A 17,970-nucleotide genomic window follows, 5' to 3' on the forward strand; every position below is an offset into this window, starting at 1 on the left:
GCGCTCGGTGCCGATGACATAGAGGCCGCCGGCGGCCAGCGCCTTTTCCTTCAGCGCGGCGATGTCGTCGCGGATGGCCTGCGCGCGGGCTTCCTTCTCCGGTCCGTCCGGCAGCTCGCCCAGTTCCTTTTCGATGCGCATCTCGGCGTTGCCGCCGAGCTGAATGTCGGTGCCGCGGCCGGCCATGTTGGTGGCAATCGTCACCGCGCCCGGCACGCCGGCCTGAGCGATGATGTAGGCTTCCTGCTCGTGGTAGCGGGCGTTCAGCACCTGGAAGACGAAATCGTCGGCTGCCGGCGGGCGCGGGTCGAAAGGCTTGGAAAGGTCGCGCTGGTGGAAGCCGGCCTTGCGCAGTTCGGCCGCCAGCTGCTCGCTCTTCTCGATGGAGGTGGTGCCGACGAGAACCGGCTGGCCGCGGCTCTTGCAGTCCTTCACCAGCTCGACCACCGCCTTGATCTTCTCGCCGACGGTCCGGTAAACCTCATCGTCGTCGTCGACGCGGCGCACCGGCAGGTTGGTCGGAATCTCGATGACTTCGAGGTTATAGATGTCGAGGAACTCGTTGGCCTCGGTCGCCGCGGTGCCGGTCATGCCCGAAAGCTTGCCGTACATGCGGAAATAGTTCTGGAAGGTGATGGAGGCCAGCGTCTGGTTTTCCGGCTGGATCTGCACCCGTTCCTTGGCTTCCAGCGCCTGATGCAGGCCGTCGGAATAGCGCCGGCCGGGCATCATGCGGCCGGTGAACTCGTCGATGATGACGACCTCGCCGTTGCGCACGATGTAGTCGCGGTCGCGCTGGAACAGCTTGTGGGCCCGCACCGCCTGCTGCAGGTGGTGCACCACGGTGACGTTTTCGATGTCGTAGAGGTCGCCGGTCTTCAGCAGGCCGGCTTCCGCCAGCGCCTGCTCCAGCTTCTCGTTGCCGGCTTCGGTGAACGAGACAGTGCGCTGCTTCTCGTCGACCTCGTAGTCTTCGGCGACGAGGCGCGGAATGAAGGCATCGACGGTGTTGTAGAAATCGGACCGGTCGTCGAGCGGGCCGGAGATGATGAGCGGCGTGCGCGCCTCGTCGACGAGGATCGAATCGACCTCGTCGACGATGGCATAGGCATGGCCGCGCTGCACCATCGAGCCGGTCTCGTACTTCATGTTATCGCGCAGATAATCGAAGCCGAACTCGTTGTTGGTGCCGTAGGTGATGTCGGCAGCGTAGGACGCGCGGCGCTCCTGATCGTTGAGGCCGTGGACGATGACGCCGGTGGTGAGCCCGAGGAAGCCGTAGATGCGCGCCATGTTGGCGGCGTCGCGGCGGGCCAGATAATCGTTGACGGTGATGACGTGGACGCCCTTGCCGGCCAGCGCGTTCAGGTAGCAGGGCAGGGTGGCGACCAGCGTCTTGCCTTCGCCGGTGCGCATTTCGGCAATCTTGCCCTCGTGCAGCACCATGCCGCCGATGAGCTGAACATCGAAATGCCGCTGTCCGGTGATGCGGCGGGAAGCCTCGCGCACCGTGGCGAAGGCAGGCACCAGCAGGTCGTCGAGCCTGGCGCCGCCGGCAAGCTGCTCGCGGAAGGCGACGGTGCGGGCCCGCAGGTCGTCGTCGCTGAGGGCCTGAACTTCGCTTTCCAGCGCGTTGATGGCCGCCACGCGCGAGCGGTAGCCCTTCACCTTGCGGTCGTTGGCCGACCCGAAGATTTTGCGGGCAAGAGCGCCGAGACCCATGAGCTTGTGTTCCTCTCGGAGCAGGCGATGAGGGCTGCCCGCCCGTCTCCGGTTTTACGATCCGCGTGCTGAACGTCCGCCCGGCCGGAGGACGCCGGAGCGGGCCGGGCCGGCGCTGCGGGATCGAGTGCGGCCGGAACCCGGGGCAGGTGCCATGACGGCGCGCATGCGCGACTGTTGATGCCGGCCCGCGGGGAGACATAAGAACGGGGTCCGATGTTGTCAACGGCGGCAGTTTCCGACAATGTCCGCAGGGTTCCGGTCCGCAGCGTCCTGCCGGCCGGGGCCGGTTGTGGATGGTCCTGATTTTGCCGAAGTCGGGTGCCCTAACAGGACCCGGCCGCTTCTCCGGCTCTCTGTCGTCCGGCCCGCACCGGTTGCGGCGGGCGGGCAGGGGGCGGGCGGCCGGAGCTGACAGGCCGGGGCCGGCTGGCTGACAGGCCGGGCCGGTTGAACGAAATACGGATCTGCCGGCAGGTCCGGCCGTCGCGTGCGGCCGGCAGGCCGGGCGGGTTCTGCAAGGCGAAGACGTTTCTTGAATCCGGGGTGCCCCGCGCGCTCTGCCAGCGTTCCGCTCAGGCCGGGGCGCGGCGAAGCCGGAAGACACCGCCGCGCCGCAGGGGGCTGACCCGCACAGGGGCTGGCCTGCAGGCCGGCGGCCTTCTGCAGGGAAGCGCTCCTCCGGGTGCCTCGCGGCACCCATCCCTCAAATGGCGGGCGCAGGCCCGCCCATTGGAAACCGGAATTCCCATGTCCCTCAAGGCTACCTTCCGCCATGCCGTGCGCCCGCTGGCCGCGGCGCTCGTTCTCTCCACCAGCCTTGCCGGCGTGGCGCTGGCGCAGGATGCCGGCGCGGCCAAGCCCGCCGCTTCTGCCGCGGCCCCGGCCAAGGACCCGACCGCGGTGGTGGCCACGGTCAACGGCGTCAAGATCACCGAGGCCGATCTCGGCTATGTGGGCGAGGACTTCGGCGAGCAGCTGGCCCGCGTGCCGGCCGACCAGCGCCGCCCCATCCTGACCGACGTTCTGGTCGACATGGTGCTGGTGTCGCAGAAGGCCGAGCAGGCCGGCATCGCCGATACCGAGGCGTTCAAGCAGCGTCTGGCGTTCCTGCGCACCCGCGCGCTGCGCAATGCCTACCTCACCGACGACATCGCCAAGACCGTGACCGATGCCGATCTGAAGGCCCGCTACGACGCCGAGATCGCCAAGCTGCCGAAGCAGCAGGAAGTTCACGCCCGCCATATTCTGGTGAAGACCAAGGAAGAGGCGGAAAAGATCATCAAGCAGCTGGAGAAGGGCGCTGACTTCTCCAAGATCGCCAAGGAAAAGTCGATCGACACCGGTTCGGGCGCGCAGGGCGGCGATCTGGGCTATTTCGGTGCCGGCCAGATGGTGCCGGCCTTCGAGAAGGCCGCCATGGGCCTTGAGATCGGTTCCTTCACCAAGGAGCCGGTGCAGACCGAATTCGGCTGGCATGTGATCCGGGTCGAAGACAAGCGCGACCGTCAGCCGCCGTCCTTCGATCAGGTCAAGGACCAGCTGCGCGACGTGGTGCTGCGCGACAAGTACGAGGCGCTGCTGGCCGACCTGCGCAAGTCTGCCAAGATCGACTTCATCGACCCGTCCGTGAAGCCGGCGGCGCCTGCGGCCGGTGCGGCCCCCGCCGCTCCTGCGGCTGTTCCGGCGAAGTGAGCCGGCCGGTGCCGCGCCGCCTGCGGGCGGCCGCGGGCGCCGGTTGCGTCAACGCCTTCTGCGGGGTCGCGGCTTCTGCCGCGGCCCCGTTGCCGTCCCGGCGGCGCCCGTCCCTGCCGTTCCCGCATCCGCTTTCCGTCTTTCCCCTCTGTAATGGCCGGTTCTGCCGATGTTTGTCGTGACCCTCACCTACAAGGTGCCGCTCGCCGAGATCGAGGCGCATCTTGAGGAACACGTTGCCTTTCTGGAGCGGCGCTTTGCCGACGGCACGCTGATTGCCGCCGGGCGCCGCGTGCCGCGCACCGGCGGGGTGATTCTCGCCCGCGGCGACGACGAGGCGGCGCTGCGCGCGGTGCTGGCCGAGGACCCGTTCGTGCGCTTCGATCTTGCCGAGGTGGCGCTCACGGCCTTCACCACCACCCGCGCTGCCGAGGGCTTTACCGGCCTCGTCGGTCTTTGAGCCGGCCGGGCCTGTTCCGTCCGTTCTGCCGTCCGTCCGCTGCGGAGTGCCGTCATGCGTCTCTATCGTTTTCTCACCGGCCCGGATGATGCCAGCTTCTGCAAGCGCGTCAGTGCCGCCCTCAGCAACGGCTGGCAGCTTCAGGGCTCGCCCGCGCTTACCTTCGATCCCGTGCAGGGCCGTGTCATCTGCGGACAGGCGGTGATCAAGGAGGTCGCGGGCGACTACAGCGACGATATCCGCCTGTCGGATTACTGACCCCGCGCCCGCCCGCCGTCATTTCAGGGGTTCTTTGCCGCGTGGCCGCCCTTGTGCGCCGCCGCGCTCTCGGGCAAAGGACAAACCGGCTTTTCCCGGAGGCTTGCCATGGCCCATCTCTCTCCCTTCGCGCCCGTTTCGGTGCCCGCCATTCCGCCGCTTGCCGGCATGACGTTCGCCACCGCCGCCGCAGGCATCAAATATCAGGGCCGCACCGACGTGCTGCTGGCGCTGTTTGCGCCGGGCACCACGGTTGCCGGTGTGCTGACCACCACGAAGTGCCCGTCCGCGCCGGTGGAATGGTGCCGCGAGCACCTTGCCGGCGGGCAGGCGCGCGCGCTGCTGGTCAATTCCGGCAATGCCAACGCCTTCACCGGCATGAAGGGCCGCGAGACGGTCAGCGCTTCGGCCGCGGCCGTGGCGCGCACGCTGGGCTGCACGCCCGCGGAGGTGTTCCTCGCCTCCACCGGTGTCATCGGCGAGCCGCTCGATCCCGCCAAGTTCGAGGCCGTGCTCGACGATACCGCCGCCCGCCTTTCCGACGGGCCGTGGGTGGACGCCGCCCGTGCGATCATGACCACCGACACGTTCCCCAAGGTCGCCACCCGCACGGTGAAGATCGACGGCGTGCCGGTCACCATCAACGGCATCGCCAAGGGGGCCGGCATGATCGCGCCGAACATGGCGACCATGCTGTCGTTCATTGCCACCGATGCGCCCATTGCCGCCCCGGTGCTGCAGGCGCTGCTGGCGAAGGCGGCGGATGCCTCGTTCAACGCCATCACCATCGACGGCGATACCTCCACCTCCGACACCCTGCTGATGTTCGCCACCGGGCAGGCGCCCGTCGCCCCGGTGACGGAGACCGGCGACCGCCGCCTTGCCGCCTTCCGCAAGGCGCTCGCGTCGCTGACGCTGGAGCTTGCGCACAGCGTGGCCAAGGACGGCGAGGGGCTGACAAAGTTCGTGGCCGTGACGGTTGAGGGTGCGACGTCGGCGAAGTCGGCGAAGAAAATCGCCTTCTCGATTGCCAATTCGCCGCTGGTGAAGACCGCGTGCGCGGGCGAGGATGCCAACTGGGGCCGCGTCGTGATGGCGGTCGGCAAGGCCGGCGAGCCGGCCGAGCGCGACCGGCTTTCGATCTGGTTCGGCGATGTGCGCGTGGCGGTCGATGGCGCGCGCGATCCGGATTATTCGGAAGAGGCCGCCTCGGCGGCGATGAAGAAGCCGGAAATCGCCATCCGCGTCGGCCTCGGTCTCGGCCGCGGCAAAGCCACGGTGTGGACCTGCGACCTGACCAAGGAATATGTCGCCATCAACGGCGATTATCGCAGCTGACCGCCGCGCCCGCGCGGTAACGACGAGGTCCGGCACAGGCCATCCGGCGCGGCAGGCCCGCGCCGGATGGCCTGCCGGCGCCGGGGAGGGGCCCGATGGCCGAGGCACGCGACGAGGAACTCATCCGCCGGCTGGAGGATGCGACGATCAATTCCTGGCCGGGCGCCTTTCTCGTCAAGGACGGTGCGTGGTTCCTGCGGCTCACCCCGGGCCATCCGTCGCGCCGGGCCAACTCGCTGAGCGTGCTGGACCCGGCCGATGGCGAGAACGCGCCGCAGCGGCTGATTGCAATGATGGCAGCCTGCCGTCGCCTCGGCGCCGAGCCGGTGGTGCGCTGGACGCCGCTGATGCCGGCCGAACTCGACCGTGCCCTCGATGCCGCCGGCTTCCGCGCCTTTGAGGAAACGCGGGTGCTGACGGCTCCGCTCGCCCCGCTGGCGCAGTCTGCGCCGGAAGGCGAGATCGAACTGATGGAAGCCGCGCCCGCAGAGCGCGCCGCCTATGCCGACAGGCTCGTGGCCCTCGGCGGCGAGGCGCCGGAATTTGGCGGGCTGCTGGCTGCCATTCTCGGCCGTATCGCGTTGCCGGCGGTGCTGGCGGTGGCAAAGGCCGGCGGCCGGCCGGTGGCCGCGGCGCTGACGGTGATCGACGGTCCGCTGGCCGGCATTTTCGAGGTGATCACCGCCGCCGATGCCCGTCGCGCCGGCCACGGCACGCGCGCCGTGCGCGCGGCGCTGGCCCATGCCCGCACGCACGGCGCCACCACCGGATGGCTGCAGGTGAAAACCGCCAATACCGGCGCCGCAGCGGCCTACGCGCGGCTCGGCTTTGCCGAGGTCTATCGCTATCACTATCGCCGCCGGCCGGCCTGATCAGGCCGGTTCCGGGGTGGTATCGATGGCCACGATTTCAGCCGGCTGGCCGGCAAGCGTTACCTCGTCGCCGATTTCGCGGCCGATCAGCGCGCGGGCGAGCGGTGCGGACCAGGCAATGCGCCCTGCCGCCGGATCGGCCTCGTCGGCGCCGACGAGGCGCAGGCGCCGCACCGTGCCGTCGGAGGCCTCCAGCGTGACCAGCGCGCCGAAGATCACGGTGTCGGCTCCCCCGGCGGGCGCATCCACCGGCTCGGCGCTCTGGCGCCGTCTGGTCCAGTAGCGCAGATCGCGTGAGGCACGGGCGGCCAGTGCCCGGTCGGACGAGGAGCCGGCCGCGGCCAGCGCCTCGCGCGCTGCGGCAATCTCCGCCTCGATCAGCGCCAGACCGCGCCGGGTGACGAGGTTGCGCCCCTCCGGCACCGGCCGTTCGGGCAGGTCGTCGGCCCCGTCGGATTCTTTTACGAAAGCCCGGCTCACGGCGCTTCCCTCCGCGGCTGGCGGCGTTCGGTGGCGGGGGCGGGCTGCAGAGCGCCCTCGCGCAGGCGGCGGGCATAGTCCGGCGGCACCGGGGGCGGATTGCGGGCCGCCAGCGCCTCGCCGACCAGCCGGTCGGACGCGGTTTCGATATCGTGCTCAAGGCGGGCGAGGAACGCGCCGCGATCGAGGCCGTGGGCGATGGCGGGCAGGAATTCCACCACCACCGTTCCCGGCCGGCGAATCCACGAGCGGCGCGGCCAGAACAGGCCGGAGTTCAGCGCCACCGGCACGCACGGCCCCTGACCGCGATCGTAGACGAAGGCGACACCCACCTTGTAGGCCGGCGGCGCAGCGGGCGGCCGCCGTGTGCCTTCGGGAAACAGGATCACCTGCTCGCCGCGTGCGATGGCGGCGCGGGCATCGTCGCACATGGCGATCATGGCCTTGCGGCCGCCGGCGCGGTCGACCGGAATCATGCCCATGCGCCGGGCGCACCAGCCGAACACCGGAATATCCAGCAATTCCTTCTTCAGCACGTAGGTGGGGTTCTTCAGCACCGGGATGAGGGCGAAGGTCTCCCACATCGACTGGTGCTTGGCGGCGATGAGCACGCCGCCTTCGGGAATGTTCTCAAGGCCGCGATAGTCGACCTTCGTGCCGGCGAGCCAGCGCTGCAGCCACAGGCTGACCCGCGCCCAGCCCACCACGATGCGCCAGGGCGCCCGGCCGGGCAGGAAGAAGAACGGCCAGCAGACCAGCAGGCAGGTCACCATCAGCAGATAGAACACGACGACGAAGAGGGCGGAGCGGATCGGCAGCATGGGGTCCGGGCGCGGGCAGCAGGGAGACGATTTCGCCTGCCCTTATAGCGGATTGCGGCGGCTGGCGCGCAGGAATGTTGCTTCAGCCGTGCCCGGCCGGCCGCATCGCCGGCGGAACGGCGGGGGCAACCAGCCCGGCGCGCTCGGCGGCAAGGCGGATGCGCACCGCCAGATATTTCAGATATTCGCGGATGAGCACCTTCACCGTGCGCGGCCGGTCGTACCAGTGCTTCATGTTCACGGCTTCGTCGCGCACCGGCCAGGGAATGAGCTCGCGCCCCGGCAGCGCCTGCTGGAACTCCGCCAGCGTGCGCGGAATGTGATAGGCGCTGGTGACGACGAACAGCGAATGGAAGCCCCGCGCCTCGGCCCACGCGCGGGCCTCATCGGCGTTGCCGATGGTGTTGGCGGCCTTGTAGCCGATATCGATGCAGCAGTCGGCAAGGCCGGCCGCCACGCTGGGCGCGCGGGCCAGCAGCGCATGCTCGCTGACACGCGAACCGACACCGGAAATCAGCATCCGCTCGGCCCGGCCGTCGCGCAGCAGGTCGAGCCCGCCGGGAATGCGCTCCTTGCCGCCGGTCAGCACCACGATGGCATCGGCCTTGCCGCCTTCCGGGCGCGACACGGTGGCAACCGTTTCCACGAAGCGGAGGAAATCGGTGCACAGCCAGACCATTCCGCCCACCAGCAGCACGGCCGCCAACAGGCTGACGGTGCGGCCGAAACGGCGCACCGGGCCGGTGCGGCGTGTGCCGGCCGGCCGCAGCGGGCCGCGCCGGACGAGACGCAGCCGCCCGGGTCGTCCTTCCGAAGGCGTCATGACGCCATTTTGCTGACCGAGCACCGACATAAAGTTAAGTTTATCGCACGAAAGCGGCTGAGACGAGGCGTCACAATCGACCGGGTCGAATTCGCGCGGTCGCGTCTGCCTACGCCAGCCGGCGAAGATGCGAATGCACGGCCAGCCGTGAGGTCCAGGCGGCCAGCAGCGCAGCCAGCGCCGCAATGGCGAGGGTGGCGACATAGCCCGGCCAGCCGATGGAAAGCGTGCCGAACAGGGCGTGGGCCTGATCGGCCGCGGGCGAGGCGGGGCTGCGGCCCGACAGCGACAGGCCGAGGAAGGTGACGAGCGCCAGCGCGCCGCCGGCCAGCCCGCCCTTGAGGCCGAGCATCCAGAAATGGTGCTGGAACTCGCGGGCGATGAAGCGGTTTTCCGCCCCTACGAAGTGCAGCACCTCCACCACCTCGCGGTTGGCAGCCATGGCGGCGCGGGTGGCGAACACCACGCACAGCACCATGGCCGTCATCATCAGCACGAGAATCGCGAAGCCCGCGGCAACGGCGCTGGCGGCCATGGCGGCCATGTGGCTGCTCCAGACGGAGTGATCGTCGAGGCTCGCCCCCCGGACATCGCGGCTGAGCGCGGCCGACAGTCCGGCCAGATCGGCCCGCGCCGGGTCGCTGACATCGACGGCAATGAGACGCGGCACCGGCAGCGCTTCCAGATCGAGGCCGCTGCCCAGCCACGGCTGCAGCAGGGCGCGGGTCTCGTCGGCGGAAAGCACCCGGGCCGTGCCGATGCCGGGCGTGCCTTCGGCCAGCGACACCGCCTTATCGAGCGCCGCGCCCATGTCGACGCCGTCGAGGGGGCGAATCTGGATCGTGACCTCGCGGTTCAGGTCGCGGCTCCAGTCGCTGGCCGCTTCCTCCACGATGCCGACGCCGGCAACCGTCAGGCAGGCGAGGTAGCACATGATGGCGACCACGAGGATCAGCGCGCGGCCCGGCACGGTGGCGGCGGGCACAATGGGCGCCAGCCCGGCGCGCGACCGGCGGCCGAACGGGCGGCGCTTCGGCGCCGCGGCGGCGGGGTCGAGCGCGGGCACGCCGGGCAGGCGACGACCGGCCTGCGCGCCGGGGGCCGGTTGCTGCGGTGCGGCGCTCATTGCGAAATCTCCAGCCGGCCGTCGGCCAGCACGAGGCGGCGGGCATCCACCTGATCCATCAGGCCGATATCGTGGGTGGCGATGACCACGGCAGTTCCCAGCCGGTTGAGTTCGATGAACAGCCGCAGCAGGCGGCGGGCGAGCGGCGGGTCCACATTGCCCGTCGGCTCGTCGGCCAGCAGCACTTCCGGCTGGGTGATGAGGGCGCGCGCGATGGCCACGCGCTGCTTCTCGCCGCCGGAAAGAACCGGCGGATAGGCATGCATGCGCTCGCCGAGGCCGACCCAGCCGAGCAGTTCCACCACATCGTGGCGATAGCTCGCCTCGTCGCGCCCCAGAACGCGCAGCGGCAGCGCGACATTCTCGTAGGTGGTCAGGTGGTTGAGCAGGCGGAAATCCTGAAACACCACCCCGATGCGCCGCCGCAGTGCCGGCAACTCGCTCTTGGGCGCGGAGGAAACGTCGCGCCCGAACAGGCGGATCAGGCCCCGCGTCGGCTTCAGCGACAGGAACAGCATGCGGATGAGCGTGGTCTTGCCGGCCCCGGAAGGGCCGGTGAGAAACTGGAACGAGCGGGCGGGGATGTGAAAATTGAGGTCGCGCAGCACCTCCGGTCCCATGCCGTAGCGCAGTCCGACATTCTCGAAACGGATCACCCTCGACACTCTCCCTCGCGAGCCTTCGCCGGCCGGCCGGCACGCCGCACCAATGCGCACAATTGCCGCCCGTTTCTTGAACCGGCGTTAACGATAGCGCCATCCACCCCGGCAGAGCGGTGCGGGAAGGGGGCTCGATTCGCCGGCCGTTAACGCCTTCAGGGCAGTGATAGCAGCGCAAAGACGCGGAATTTTCATGTCTTTGCCGCCGATGGCCGGCAAGGCCCTTGCCCTTCCGCGCCGCTTCCCTTCGAATAGCATTGTTCGCAAGGGTCGCGCGAGCAGGGGCAGGCCCGCGGGGCTGCCTGCTGCCGGCCGGTCTGTTGCTGAAGGCATTCCTGCCGGCTTGCAGGATGCCCGGTCGAGGAGCATGCCCATGGCCCGCATCCTGCTGACGGAGGACGATGACTCGGTCCGCACCTTCATCCGGCGCGCGCTGGAGCTGGATGGCCACGCCGTGATCGAGGCCTGCGACGGTCTTGATGCGCTGGCCGCGCTGCAGCACATGGAGTTCAGCTTCGATCTGCTGGTTTCCGACATCATCATGCCGGAGATGGATGGCATCGCGCTGGCCCACGCCGCCCGCGCCCGCCATGCCGACCTGCCCATCGTGCTCATGACCGGCTATGCCGACCGCCGCGAAGCGGCAGAGGAGCTGCGCACCGTGGTGCTGGAGGTGATTCCGAAGCCGTTCACGCTCGCCGACTTCCGCCATGCCGTGTCGCGCGCCCTGCGCCAGCCGCGCCGTTCGGCGGCCTGAAGCGGCTCAGCCTTCGTTCTCTGCGCTGAATTCCGTCTTCACCGCCGCATAGAGCGCGCGATAGCGCCGCTGCGCGGCCGCGAAGGCCGCCGCCAGCGCCGGGTCGGGCGCGAAGGTGGCGGTGACCGGCGCCGGCCGGCAGAGTTCGGCCTCGCCGGCCCCGGTGGCCGCCATGATGGCCAGCCGCGCGGCGCCGAGGGCCGGTCCCGCCGCCGCATCGCCGGCGTGGCGGCGGAGCGGGCAGCCGAGCGCGGCGGCGATGAGACGACACCAGAAATCGCCGGCCGCACCACCCCCCACGACGGAAAGCGCCGCCGGCACCGGGCCGGCCGCCTGCAAAGCGGCAAAACCGTCGGCCAGTGCCAGCGTGATTCCCTCCACCACGGCCTGCAGCATCGCGCGACGGTCGGTTGCGGTATCGAGGCCGAACAGCACGCCGCGGGCCGCGGGATTTTCCAGCGGCGTGCGCTCGCCGGAAAGGTAGGGCAGGAACAACAGCTGCCCCGGGCCCGTGTAGCCGGCCTCCACCAGCGCCAGCGCCTCGGCGGGGCCGGACAGGCCGGCAACGGTTGCCGCCCAGGCCAGCACGCCGGCGCCGTTCATCAGCGCTGCGGCGCGGTACCAGCGGCCGGGCAGCCCGTGGGCAAAGGTCTGCAGGCCGCGTCCGGGTGCCGGGGCATAGTGGTCGAGCGCGACCGAAATCTGGGCCGACGTGCCAAGCGACAGGAAGCCCTCGCCGGGCCGCACCAGCCCGAGGCCGATCGCGCCGGCCGCACCGTCGCCCGCGCCGCCGGCGACGAGAACGCCGCCGGGCGGCGCCGCGATGCCGAACGCTGCGGCGAGCGCGGGCTTCAGCCGCCCTGCCGGGGCGTTGCCTTCCACAATGGCCGGCAGGCGCCGCGGGTCGATGCCTGCCGCCGCAGTCAGCTGCGGTGACCACGCCCGCCGGGCCTGATCGAAAAGCAGCGTGCCGGAGGCATCGCACGGGTCCGTCAGGGCCTCCCCGGTCAGGCGCAGCCGCAGAAGATCCTTGGGTGCCAGCAGATAGCGGGCCTGTGCGAAGCGCGCCGGGTCGCGGGCGGCAAGCCACATCAGCTTCGGCGCCATCAGCCCGGCCGACGGTTTCGCCCCGGCGATGCTCTCCGCCGCAGGCACACGGGCGGCCAGCACGGCGGCTTCCGCCGTTCCGCGTCCGTCGTTCCACAACAGCGCCGGGCGCAGCGCCGTGCCCTCCGGTCCGGCAAGGCAGGCGCCGTGCATCTGCCCGGAAAGGCCGATGGCGCGGATGGCGGCGACAGCCGCCGCATCGGCGCGGCGCAACTGCGCCATCACCGCCAGCAGGGCCTGCCACCAGTCTTCGGGATCCTGCTCGGCCATCCCGGGGCCGGGATGGCGGGTTGTCAGCGCTGCGCCGGCCGCGGCCACAGGCTGCCCGGCGCCATCGGTCAGCACCGCCTTCAAAGCCGAGGTGCCGAGATCGAGGCCCAGATAGCACGCCATGGCGGCGGCCCCGGCGGACCGGCGGCCTCAGTGGGCCATCAGCACCGGCACGGTCATGGCGCGCATCATGTCGGCGGTGGCGCCGCCGAGGATGAACTCCCGCAGGCGGCTGTGGCCGTAGCCGCCCATGACGATGAGATTGGCCGTGCTGTGGGCGGCATGGTCGAGCAGGGTTGTCGCCACGTCGCGCCCCTTGGAGGCGATGCGCTCCACTTCCACCACATGGCCGTGGTGCCGCAGGTGGCGGGCGAGGCTGGCGCCGGCTTCCTCGCCAAGGCCACGGCCGGAATCCACCACCGCCACGCGCACCTTGCCGGCGGCGGCGATAAGCGGCAGCGCCGCGCGCACGGCGCGCGAAGCGGTGAGGCTGCCATCCCAGCCGATCAGAACGGTATCGAGCAGGTAGGGGCCGGCGAAGGCCCGCGGTGTGATCAGAACGGGCGCGCCGGCCTCCAGCAGCAGCGTTTCGATCAGCGCTTCGCGGGCAGGCTCCATGGCATCGGGATCGTCCTGCCCGACGATGGCGATATCGGCAAGGCGGGCGGCAGCGACGAGGCCGCTGTCCTCGCCCTCGATCAGCGAGAAGGTGGCGCTGGAGCCGCTGGCCCCGGTTTCCGCCAGAATGGCCTCGAAAGTCCTGACGGCCGTGCCGGCCCGGCGCTCCGCAACATCGCGGGCCTCGTCGATCATGTCGACCGGCACGGGCCCGCCGACATAGACCGGGCTGACGAAATCCGCCACCGGCGCCAGCCCCGTGACGTGGCCGCCGGACTGGGCCGCCAGCGAGGCGGCGAGCCGGGCGGCGGGCTGCTTGCCGTCGAGATCGATGATGGCAAGGATGTCCTTGACGTTCAGGGGAGCGACACTCATCGCGATTTCCTCAGCGGGGCCGTCCGGCCCGTTGCGCCGGCCGGTATACGAAGCGGCCGCAGTATGCCGCGCTTTCGGGCGGCCGGAGAGCCAAAATGCCGCCCCGGCCCCGATCCGTCGTTGTTTCAACGCATTTTTTCGCCGGCGGCCGGATCAAAACAGGTTGCCCTGATCCTCGTCGCCGTCATGAGAGCGGGGCCGCCGCGGGCGGGTGGCGGGCTGCCGGGCGGGCGGGACGGCCGGCGGCAGTTCCGGCGGCGCGCTGCCGGCGACCAGCGCCGCAAAGCGCCCGTCGCTGACTTCCACCGTCACCGCCGCGCCGGCCACTGCCATGGCAATGCGCGTCACCGGGTGGTCGGCCTCGTTGCGCACAATGGCGAAGCCGCGCCGCAGCACCGCCTTGTGGCTCAGGCTTTCCAGCAGTTTCGAGGCCCCGGCCAGCCGGGCTTCGGCGCGCTGCAGCGCGCCGGCATGGGCGCGCACCAGACGGGCCGAGACATCGCCGAGCCGGCGGCGGCGCTCTTCCTCGGCGCGCCGCAGGCGGGCCGGATCGAGCCGGCGGGAGAGGCGGCCGAGTTCGGCGCGCCGCAGGATGACAAGGCGCACAAGGCCGCCGGCGGTGCGCGCGGCATCCTGCGCCAGCCGCGCGCGGTGCTGGGCCAGCACCCGGTGCAGGCCCGCCGGAGAGAGCCGTGCCGCGGTGCGCTCCAGCCGGCCGCGCAGGCTCTGACGGGTCAGTTCCAGCCCGTGGCCGAGGCGGGCGGAGGCAAGCTGCAGGCGCTCTGCCCGCAACATCACCGCCCGCCGCAGGCCGGCGGGCGAGAGGCGGGCCGCGGTGCGCTCGAAGCGGCTGCGCAGGTTCTGGCGGTTGCGTTCCAGCGCGTGGCCGAGCCGCGCGGTGGCAAGATCGAAGCGCTGGCGGGCGGGCGCCGTCAGGTCGCGCGGCTGCGGCAGCCCGCGGGCGGCGGCGCGCAGGGCGGTGCGGCGCGCTTCCACCAGCCGGGCCGCGGCACCGGTAAGGCGGCGTCCGGCACCGCCCACCGCCTCGATCAGTTCCGCCCGCACCGGCACGGCCATTTCCGCCGCGCCTGTCGGCGTGGGGGCGCGGCGGTCTGCGGCATGGTCGATCAGCGTCCAGTCCGTTTCATGGCCGATGGCGGCGATGAGCGGAATCGCCGACCGGGCGGCGGCCCGCACCACGTTCTCTTCGTTGAAGCTCCACAGGTCTTCCAGCGAGCCGCCCCCGCGCGCCACGATGAGAAGATCGGGCCGCGGCACCGGGCCGCCGGGCGCCAGCGCATTGAAACCGTCGATGGCGGCCGTCACCTCTGCGGCCGCGGTTTCGCCCTGCACCCGCACCGGCCAGACGACGACGTGCACCGGAAAGCGATCCGAAAGGCGGTGCAGGATATCGCGGATCACCGCGCCGGTGGGTGAGGTGACGACGCCCACTACACGCGGCAGAAAGGGCAGCGACCGCTTGCGGCCCTCATCGAACAGGCCCTCGGCGGCCAGCCGCCGGCGGCGATCCTCCAGCAGCGCCATCAGTGCGCCGATGCCGGCCGGCTCCAGCGCCTCGATCACGATCTGGTACTTGGACCCGCCGGGAAAGGTGGTGAGGCGGCCGGTGGCGATCACTTCCATGCCCTCTTCCGGGCGGAAGCGCAGGCGCTGGAAGGTGGCCCGCCACACCACGGCTTCGATGCGGGCCTTGTCGTCCTTCAGGGAGAAATAGGCGTGGCCGGACGAATGCGGCCCGCGATAGCCGGAAATCTCCCCGCGCACGCGCACGTGGCCGAACGCATCCTCCAGCGTGCGCTTCACCGAGAAGGCGATTTCGGAAACGGTGAATTCGCCGATGTTGCCCTGAGGCCGGGCTGCGCCCGCGCCGGCCGCTGCTGCAGGATCGTCGGTCATCGTGCGTCTGTCCCGAAGCGTCTGTCTCGGTGTGCCGGTCCCGGTGCGCCGCTCTTGCGGAGCCTGTTTCCAGGCCCCTGTCTCCACGCCCCTGCGGCGCGGAGGGCGATTCCTCCGGTCTGTCTTGCCCGCCACTGTGCCAGCCTGCGGGCCGCCCGGCCAGAGGGGGTGCCAGAGAGGAGGGAGCCAGAGAGGAGAGGGGCGGGCCGGCCCGCTTCCCGTCCCGGCGGTTCAGGGCCGGGGCGGCTGGCCGGCAGGCTCGCGTCCCTCATCCGGGGGCGGGGGGCCGTCTTCGGGCGGCGGGAAGGGGGCATCGTCTCTGCGGCCGGTGCCGATGCGCGCCCGCACATCCGCCGGCAGCGTCTTCAGCACGTCGATAACCGTCTGCTGGCCGCGGGTGATCAGCGCCTCGGCCTTCTCGCGCTCGACCATGAAACCATGCGAAACGCGGTCGACGTCGAGCGGATCGGCCCGCATGGCGGCAAACGTCTCCTGCCGGGCGGCCTTCATGGCGCCGATGGCCGCGCCGATCTCGCCGCGGTCGGCACCGGCAGCCTTCCGCAGGGCGGCGCGCATTTCCGGCGGAAAAGCCCGCATCATGCCGCCGAAGGCCTCCATCGGCCCGTTGTGCACCGGCGCGCGGGTCCATGTCGTGGCCAGATAGCCGGCCGCCGTGAAATTGAGCGCCAGCGACACGCCCAGCGCGGCGAGCAGGGCGACAGCGGCCCGGGTGCGGATGATCATGACAGGTCTCCGGGATCGAACCCGAGCACGAGAATGGCCACCTCCGGCCCGGCTTCCGTGCCATCGCTGCCCGCGGGGCCGGGGATCAGCAGCCCGAGACCCACGCCCAGCACGGCGCACAGCAGCAGCGACCACACGCCCGCAACCGCGAGACGGCGGCTGAAGCCGAGCCTCAGCTGGCGTTCGCGGTGCGGCTTTGCCCCGTGCAGGCCGCTGACGATGCGCCCGACGAGAGCGGCATCGAGCGGCTGCGGCGCGGCGATGGCGGCCAGCGTTTCTTCAAGCGCGCCGGCGCGCTCCAGCGCGCGCTGCGCGGAGGGGCTGGCGGCCAGCGTGGTACGGATCGGTTCGCGCGCCTCATCCGGCCATCCCGCCGGATCGGCGCCGTAGCAATCGAGAAAATCCATGAAGGCCGACTGAGTCATGACCGGCGCGGATGCCTTCCGCGGCATGGTTGCGGCGGCCGGGCCGTTGCCCGATTGTCTGTTCGCAGTCATCGGCTTTCCCCCTCACGCCGGGCGAGGTTTTGTCGCAGAGTGCGGCGGGCCCGCACCAGCAGCTGTTCGGCAGCCCCGATGGAAACCCCGAGGCTGGCCGCGATATCCGCCGTTGTCTGGTTGCCGCCGGCGGCAATCAGGATTGCCGCCCGCTGGCGCGGCGGCAGGGCGCGGATATCGCCGAGCACGGCGGCTAGCCGGTTGCGGCCCGCCAGCGCTTCATCGGCCGCAATCGCCGGGTCGGCCGCATCGGTGGCATCCTCCAGCCCGACGAAACGGCGTATCCGCCGCCGCCGCTCCAGATCGATACAGCGATTGACGGCGATTCGCGTGATCCAGCTTGCCACCTTCACGCCGCGTGCTTCAAAGCGGGCGGCGGTGCGCCACACGGTCCACATGGTGTCCTGCACCACGTCGTCGGCATCGCCGGCCGCGGCGCTGTAGCCGCCGGCCAGCGCCCGGAGCCGCGGGCCATGGCGCATCAGCAGCGCGCGCAGCGCACGCTCGTTGCCCGCCGCCACCGCGCGGATCAGCGGCAAATCGGGATCGGCGACCCCGGCTTCGCTCCCGGCGCCGTGGTCGGGGATTTCCGCGCCGGCATCGTCGTCAGCGGCATTATCGGGGGCGGGCGCCTGCATCTTGCGGTCGTGATCTGTCATCGTCTGCGGCCACCAAACTGCCTCGCCGGCCCGTTCTCCCGTTCCGACGCACGCGGCAACGGGTACGTCCGCCTTTAACGCCATTGTGGATCCGCTTGTTGGCCACAAAGCAGCAAGCGAGAGGCCGCAAACCGGTTCACCGATGATTTGTCTGCCCATACTCACCAGTCCTGCCACCAGTCCCGCGCCCCTCAGTCCTCCGCCCGTCGGCTCTCGGCCCCATGCCGGTCTTGCCCATGCCGGTCTGCCCATACCTGTGAATGCCTGTGCCTGTCTGCCGGCATCTGTTCTGGCTGTGCCGTCCGCCCCCTGACCATCCGCCTCATACCGTTCTGCACTGCGCGCGGCCCCGGCTCAGGTTCCGGCCCGGCCCGGATTCCGACACCTGCTGGACGGCTCCCCGGCTGCTGGCCCGCAGACCATCGGCCCTCTTCCGGCACCCGGTCCGCCCCGTGACCGGCGCCGCGCCGCGTTGCTTCCCGGCTCAACCCGACCGCTACCCTCTGCCGGCGCACCCTGTCGGTATCCGTCCTGGCAGAAACGCCGGTGCCACCCCGCGCCTACGCGGCCATCGCCACATTTGCGCTCCCGTGGCACAACAGCACCGGGTGCCGCTGCCCCTTCCCCCCGCTTTCCCCAGTTCTGCGATGCGCACAGATTGCAGAACCCGTCGCAATCCGCTAAGAGAGCCCCATAACAGCCGCGAAACTGAAATCGCGACCGGTCAGCACCCGTAGCTCAGCTGGATAGAGCGTTGCCCTCCGAAGGCAAA

18 protein-coding genes are annotated in these 17,970 nt (G+C 70.7%); 6 read left to right on the forward strand and 12 right to left on the reverse strand.

From position 1 onward, the window contains the following. On the reverse strand, nucleotides 1-1,722 hold a 1,722-nt coding region (gene secA / locus V7067_RS08330; RefSeq protein ID WP_334175429.1), incomplete at its 3' end, for a preprotein translocase subunit SecA. Nucleotides 1,723-2,472: 750 nt separating this feature from the next. Between secA and V7067_RS08335 the strand changes: the two genes are divergently transcribed. The 5 genes from V7067_RS08335 to V7067_RS08355 all read left to right on the forward strand — a co-directional run bounded on the left by V7067_RS08335 (nucleotide 2,473) and on the right by V7067_RS08355 (nucleotide 6,345). Next, entirely contained in the window at nucleotides 2,473-3,417 is a 945-nt protein-coding gene (locus V7067_RS08335; RefSeq protein WP_334175430.1) for a peptidylprolyl isomerase, read from the forward strand. 169 nt (nucleotides 3,418-3,586) lie between these two features. Continuing rightward, nucleotides 3,587-3,877, forward strand: coding sequence for a YciI family protein (locus V7067_RS08340; RefSeq protein WP_334175431.1), 291 nt, complete (start codon nucleotides 3,587-3,589; stop codon nucleotides 3,875-3,877). Nucleotides 3,878-3,931: 54 nt separating this feature from the next. Continuing rightward, complete coding sequence (locus V7067_RS08345) at nucleotides 3,932-4,135, forward strand: DUF1737 domain-containing protein (RefSeq protein WP_334175432.1); 204 nt, start codon at nucleotides 3,932-3,934, stop codon at nucleotides 4,133-4,135. Nucleotides 4,136-4,243: 108 nt separating this feature from the next. Further along, nucleotides 4,244-5,473, forward strand: a complete 1,230-nt coding sequence (gene argJ, locus V7067_RS08350; protein WP_334175433.1) for a bifunctional glutamate N-acetyltransferase/amino-acid acetyltransferase ArgJ — start codon at nucleotides 4,244-4,246, stop codon at nucleotides 5,471-5,473. 95 nt (nucleotides 5,474-5,568) lie between these two features. After that, the gene (locus tag V7067_RS08355; RefSeq protein WP_334175434.1) at nucleotides 5,569-6,345 is read left to right on the forward strand and encodes a GNAT family N-acetyltransferase; all 777 of its coding nucleotides are present in this window, start codon (nucleotides 5,569-5,571) and stop codon (nucleotides 6,343-6,345) included. Here V7067_RS08355 and V7067_RS08360 read toward each other — a convergent pair whose 3' ends face one another. From V7067_RS08360 to ftsE, 5 genes are all read right to left on the reverse strand, one after another. Next, the gene (locus V7067_RS08360; RefSeq protein ID WP_334175435.1) at nucleotides 6,346-6,825 is read right to left on the reverse strand and encodes a GreA/GreB family elongation factor; all 480 of its coding nucleotides are present in this window, start codon (nucleotides 6,823-6,825) and stop codon (nucleotides 6,346-6,348) included. Further along, entirely contained in the window at nucleotides 6,822-7,646 is an 825-nt protein-coding gene (locus V7067_RS08365; protein ID WP_334175436.1) for a lysophospholipid acyltransferase family protein, read from the reverse strand. The genes V7067_RS08360 and V7067_RS08365 overlap by 4 nt, the downstream gene beginning before the upstream one ends. Before the next feature lie 82 nt (nucleotides 7,647-7,728). Next, nucleotides 7,729-8,469, reverse strand: a complete 741-nt coding sequence (locus tag V7067_RS08370) for a YdcF family protein (RefSeq protein ID WP_334175437.1) — start codon at nucleotides 8,467-8,469, stop codon at nucleotides 7,729-7,731. Nucleotides 8,470-8,578: 109 nt separating this feature from the next. Next, the gene (locus V7067_RS08375) at nucleotides 8,579-9,595 is read right to left on the reverse strand and encodes an ABC transporter permease (RefSeq protein WP_334175438.1); all 1,017 of its coding nucleotides are present in this window, start codon (nucleotides 9,593-9,595) and stop codon (nucleotides 8,579-8,581) included. Next, complete coding sequence (gene ftsE, locus V7067_RS08380) at nucleotides 9,592-10,251, reverse strand: cell division ATP-binding protein FtsE (RefSeq protein ID WP_334175439.1); 660 nt, start codon at nucleotides 10,249-10,251, stop codon at nucleotides 9,592-9,594. The genes V7067_RS08375 and ftsE overlap by 4 nt, the downstream gene beginning before the upstream one ends. A gap of 376 nt (nucleotides 10,252-10,627) precedes the next feature. Between ftsE and V7067_RS08385 the strand changes: the two genes are divergently transcribed. Further along, nucleotides 10,628-11,011 carry a response regulator gene (locus V7067_RS08385; RefSeq protein ID WP_334175440.1) on the forward strand — a complete coding sequence of 128 codons (384 nt, stop codon included), beginning with the start codon at nucleotides 10,628-10,630 and terminating at the stop codon, nucleotides 11,009-11,011. Between the two features lie 6 nt (nucleotides 11,012-11,017). On the opposite strand, the gene xylB is transcribed toward V7067_RS08385, so the two are convergent. From xylB to V7067_RS08415, 6 genes are all read right to left on the reverse strand, one after another. Beyond that, nucleotides 11,018-12,511, reverse strand: a complete 1,494-nt coding sequence (xylB, locus tag V7067_RS08390) for a xylulokinase (protein ID WP_334175441.1) — start codon at nucleotides 12,509-12,511, stop codon at nucleotides 11,018-11,020. Nucleotides 12,512-12,538: 27 nt separating this feature from the next. Then, nucleotides 12,539-13,381: a universal stress protein gene (locus V7067_RS08395; RefSeq protein WP_334175442.1), complete on the reverse strand. Its 843-nt coding sequence runs from the start codon at nucleotides 13,379-13,381 to the stop codon at nucleotides 12,539-12,541. A gap of 153 nt (nucleotides 13,382-13,534) precedes the next feature. Next, nucleotides 13,535-15,298: an exodeoxyribonuclease VII large subunit gene (gene xseA / locus V7067_RS08400; RefSeq protein ID WP_334175443.1), complete on the reverse strand. Its 1,764-nt coding sequence runs from the start codon at nucleotides 15,296-15,298 to the stop codon at nucleotides 13,535-13,537. Between the two features lie 231 nt (nucleotides 15,299-15,529). Continuing rightward, a complete protein-coding gene (locus V7067_RS08405; RefSeq protein WP_334175444.1) occupies nucleotides 15,530-16,042 on the reverse strand; it encodes a periplasmic heavy metal sensor in 513 nt (170 codons plus the stop codon). Then, nucleotides 16,039-16,467, reverse strand: coding sequence for a hypothetical protein (locus V7067_RS08410; RefSeq protein ID WP_334175445.1), 429 nt, complete (start codon nucleotides 16,465-16,467; stop codon nucleotides 16,039-16,041). The genes V7067_RS08405 and V7067_RS08410 overlap by 4 nt, the downstream gene beginning before the upstream one ends. A 68-nt stretch (nucleotides 16,468-16,535) precedes the next feature. Further along, on the reverse strand, nucleotides 16,536-17,375 hold the full coding sequence (locus V7067_RS08415; protein WP_334175446.1) for a sigma-70 family RNA polymerase sigma factor: 840 nt from the start codon (nucleotides 17,373-17,375) through the stop codon (nucleotides 16,536-16,538). Between the last annotated feature and the right edge of the window lie 595 nt (nucleotides 17,376-17,970).

Origin of the sequence: Pseudoxanthobacter sp., from assembly GCF_036822375.1 — a bacterium.
Classification (GTDB): Bacteria; Pseudomonadota; Alphaproteobacteria; order Rhizobiales; family Segnochrobactraceae; genus Pseudoxanthobacter.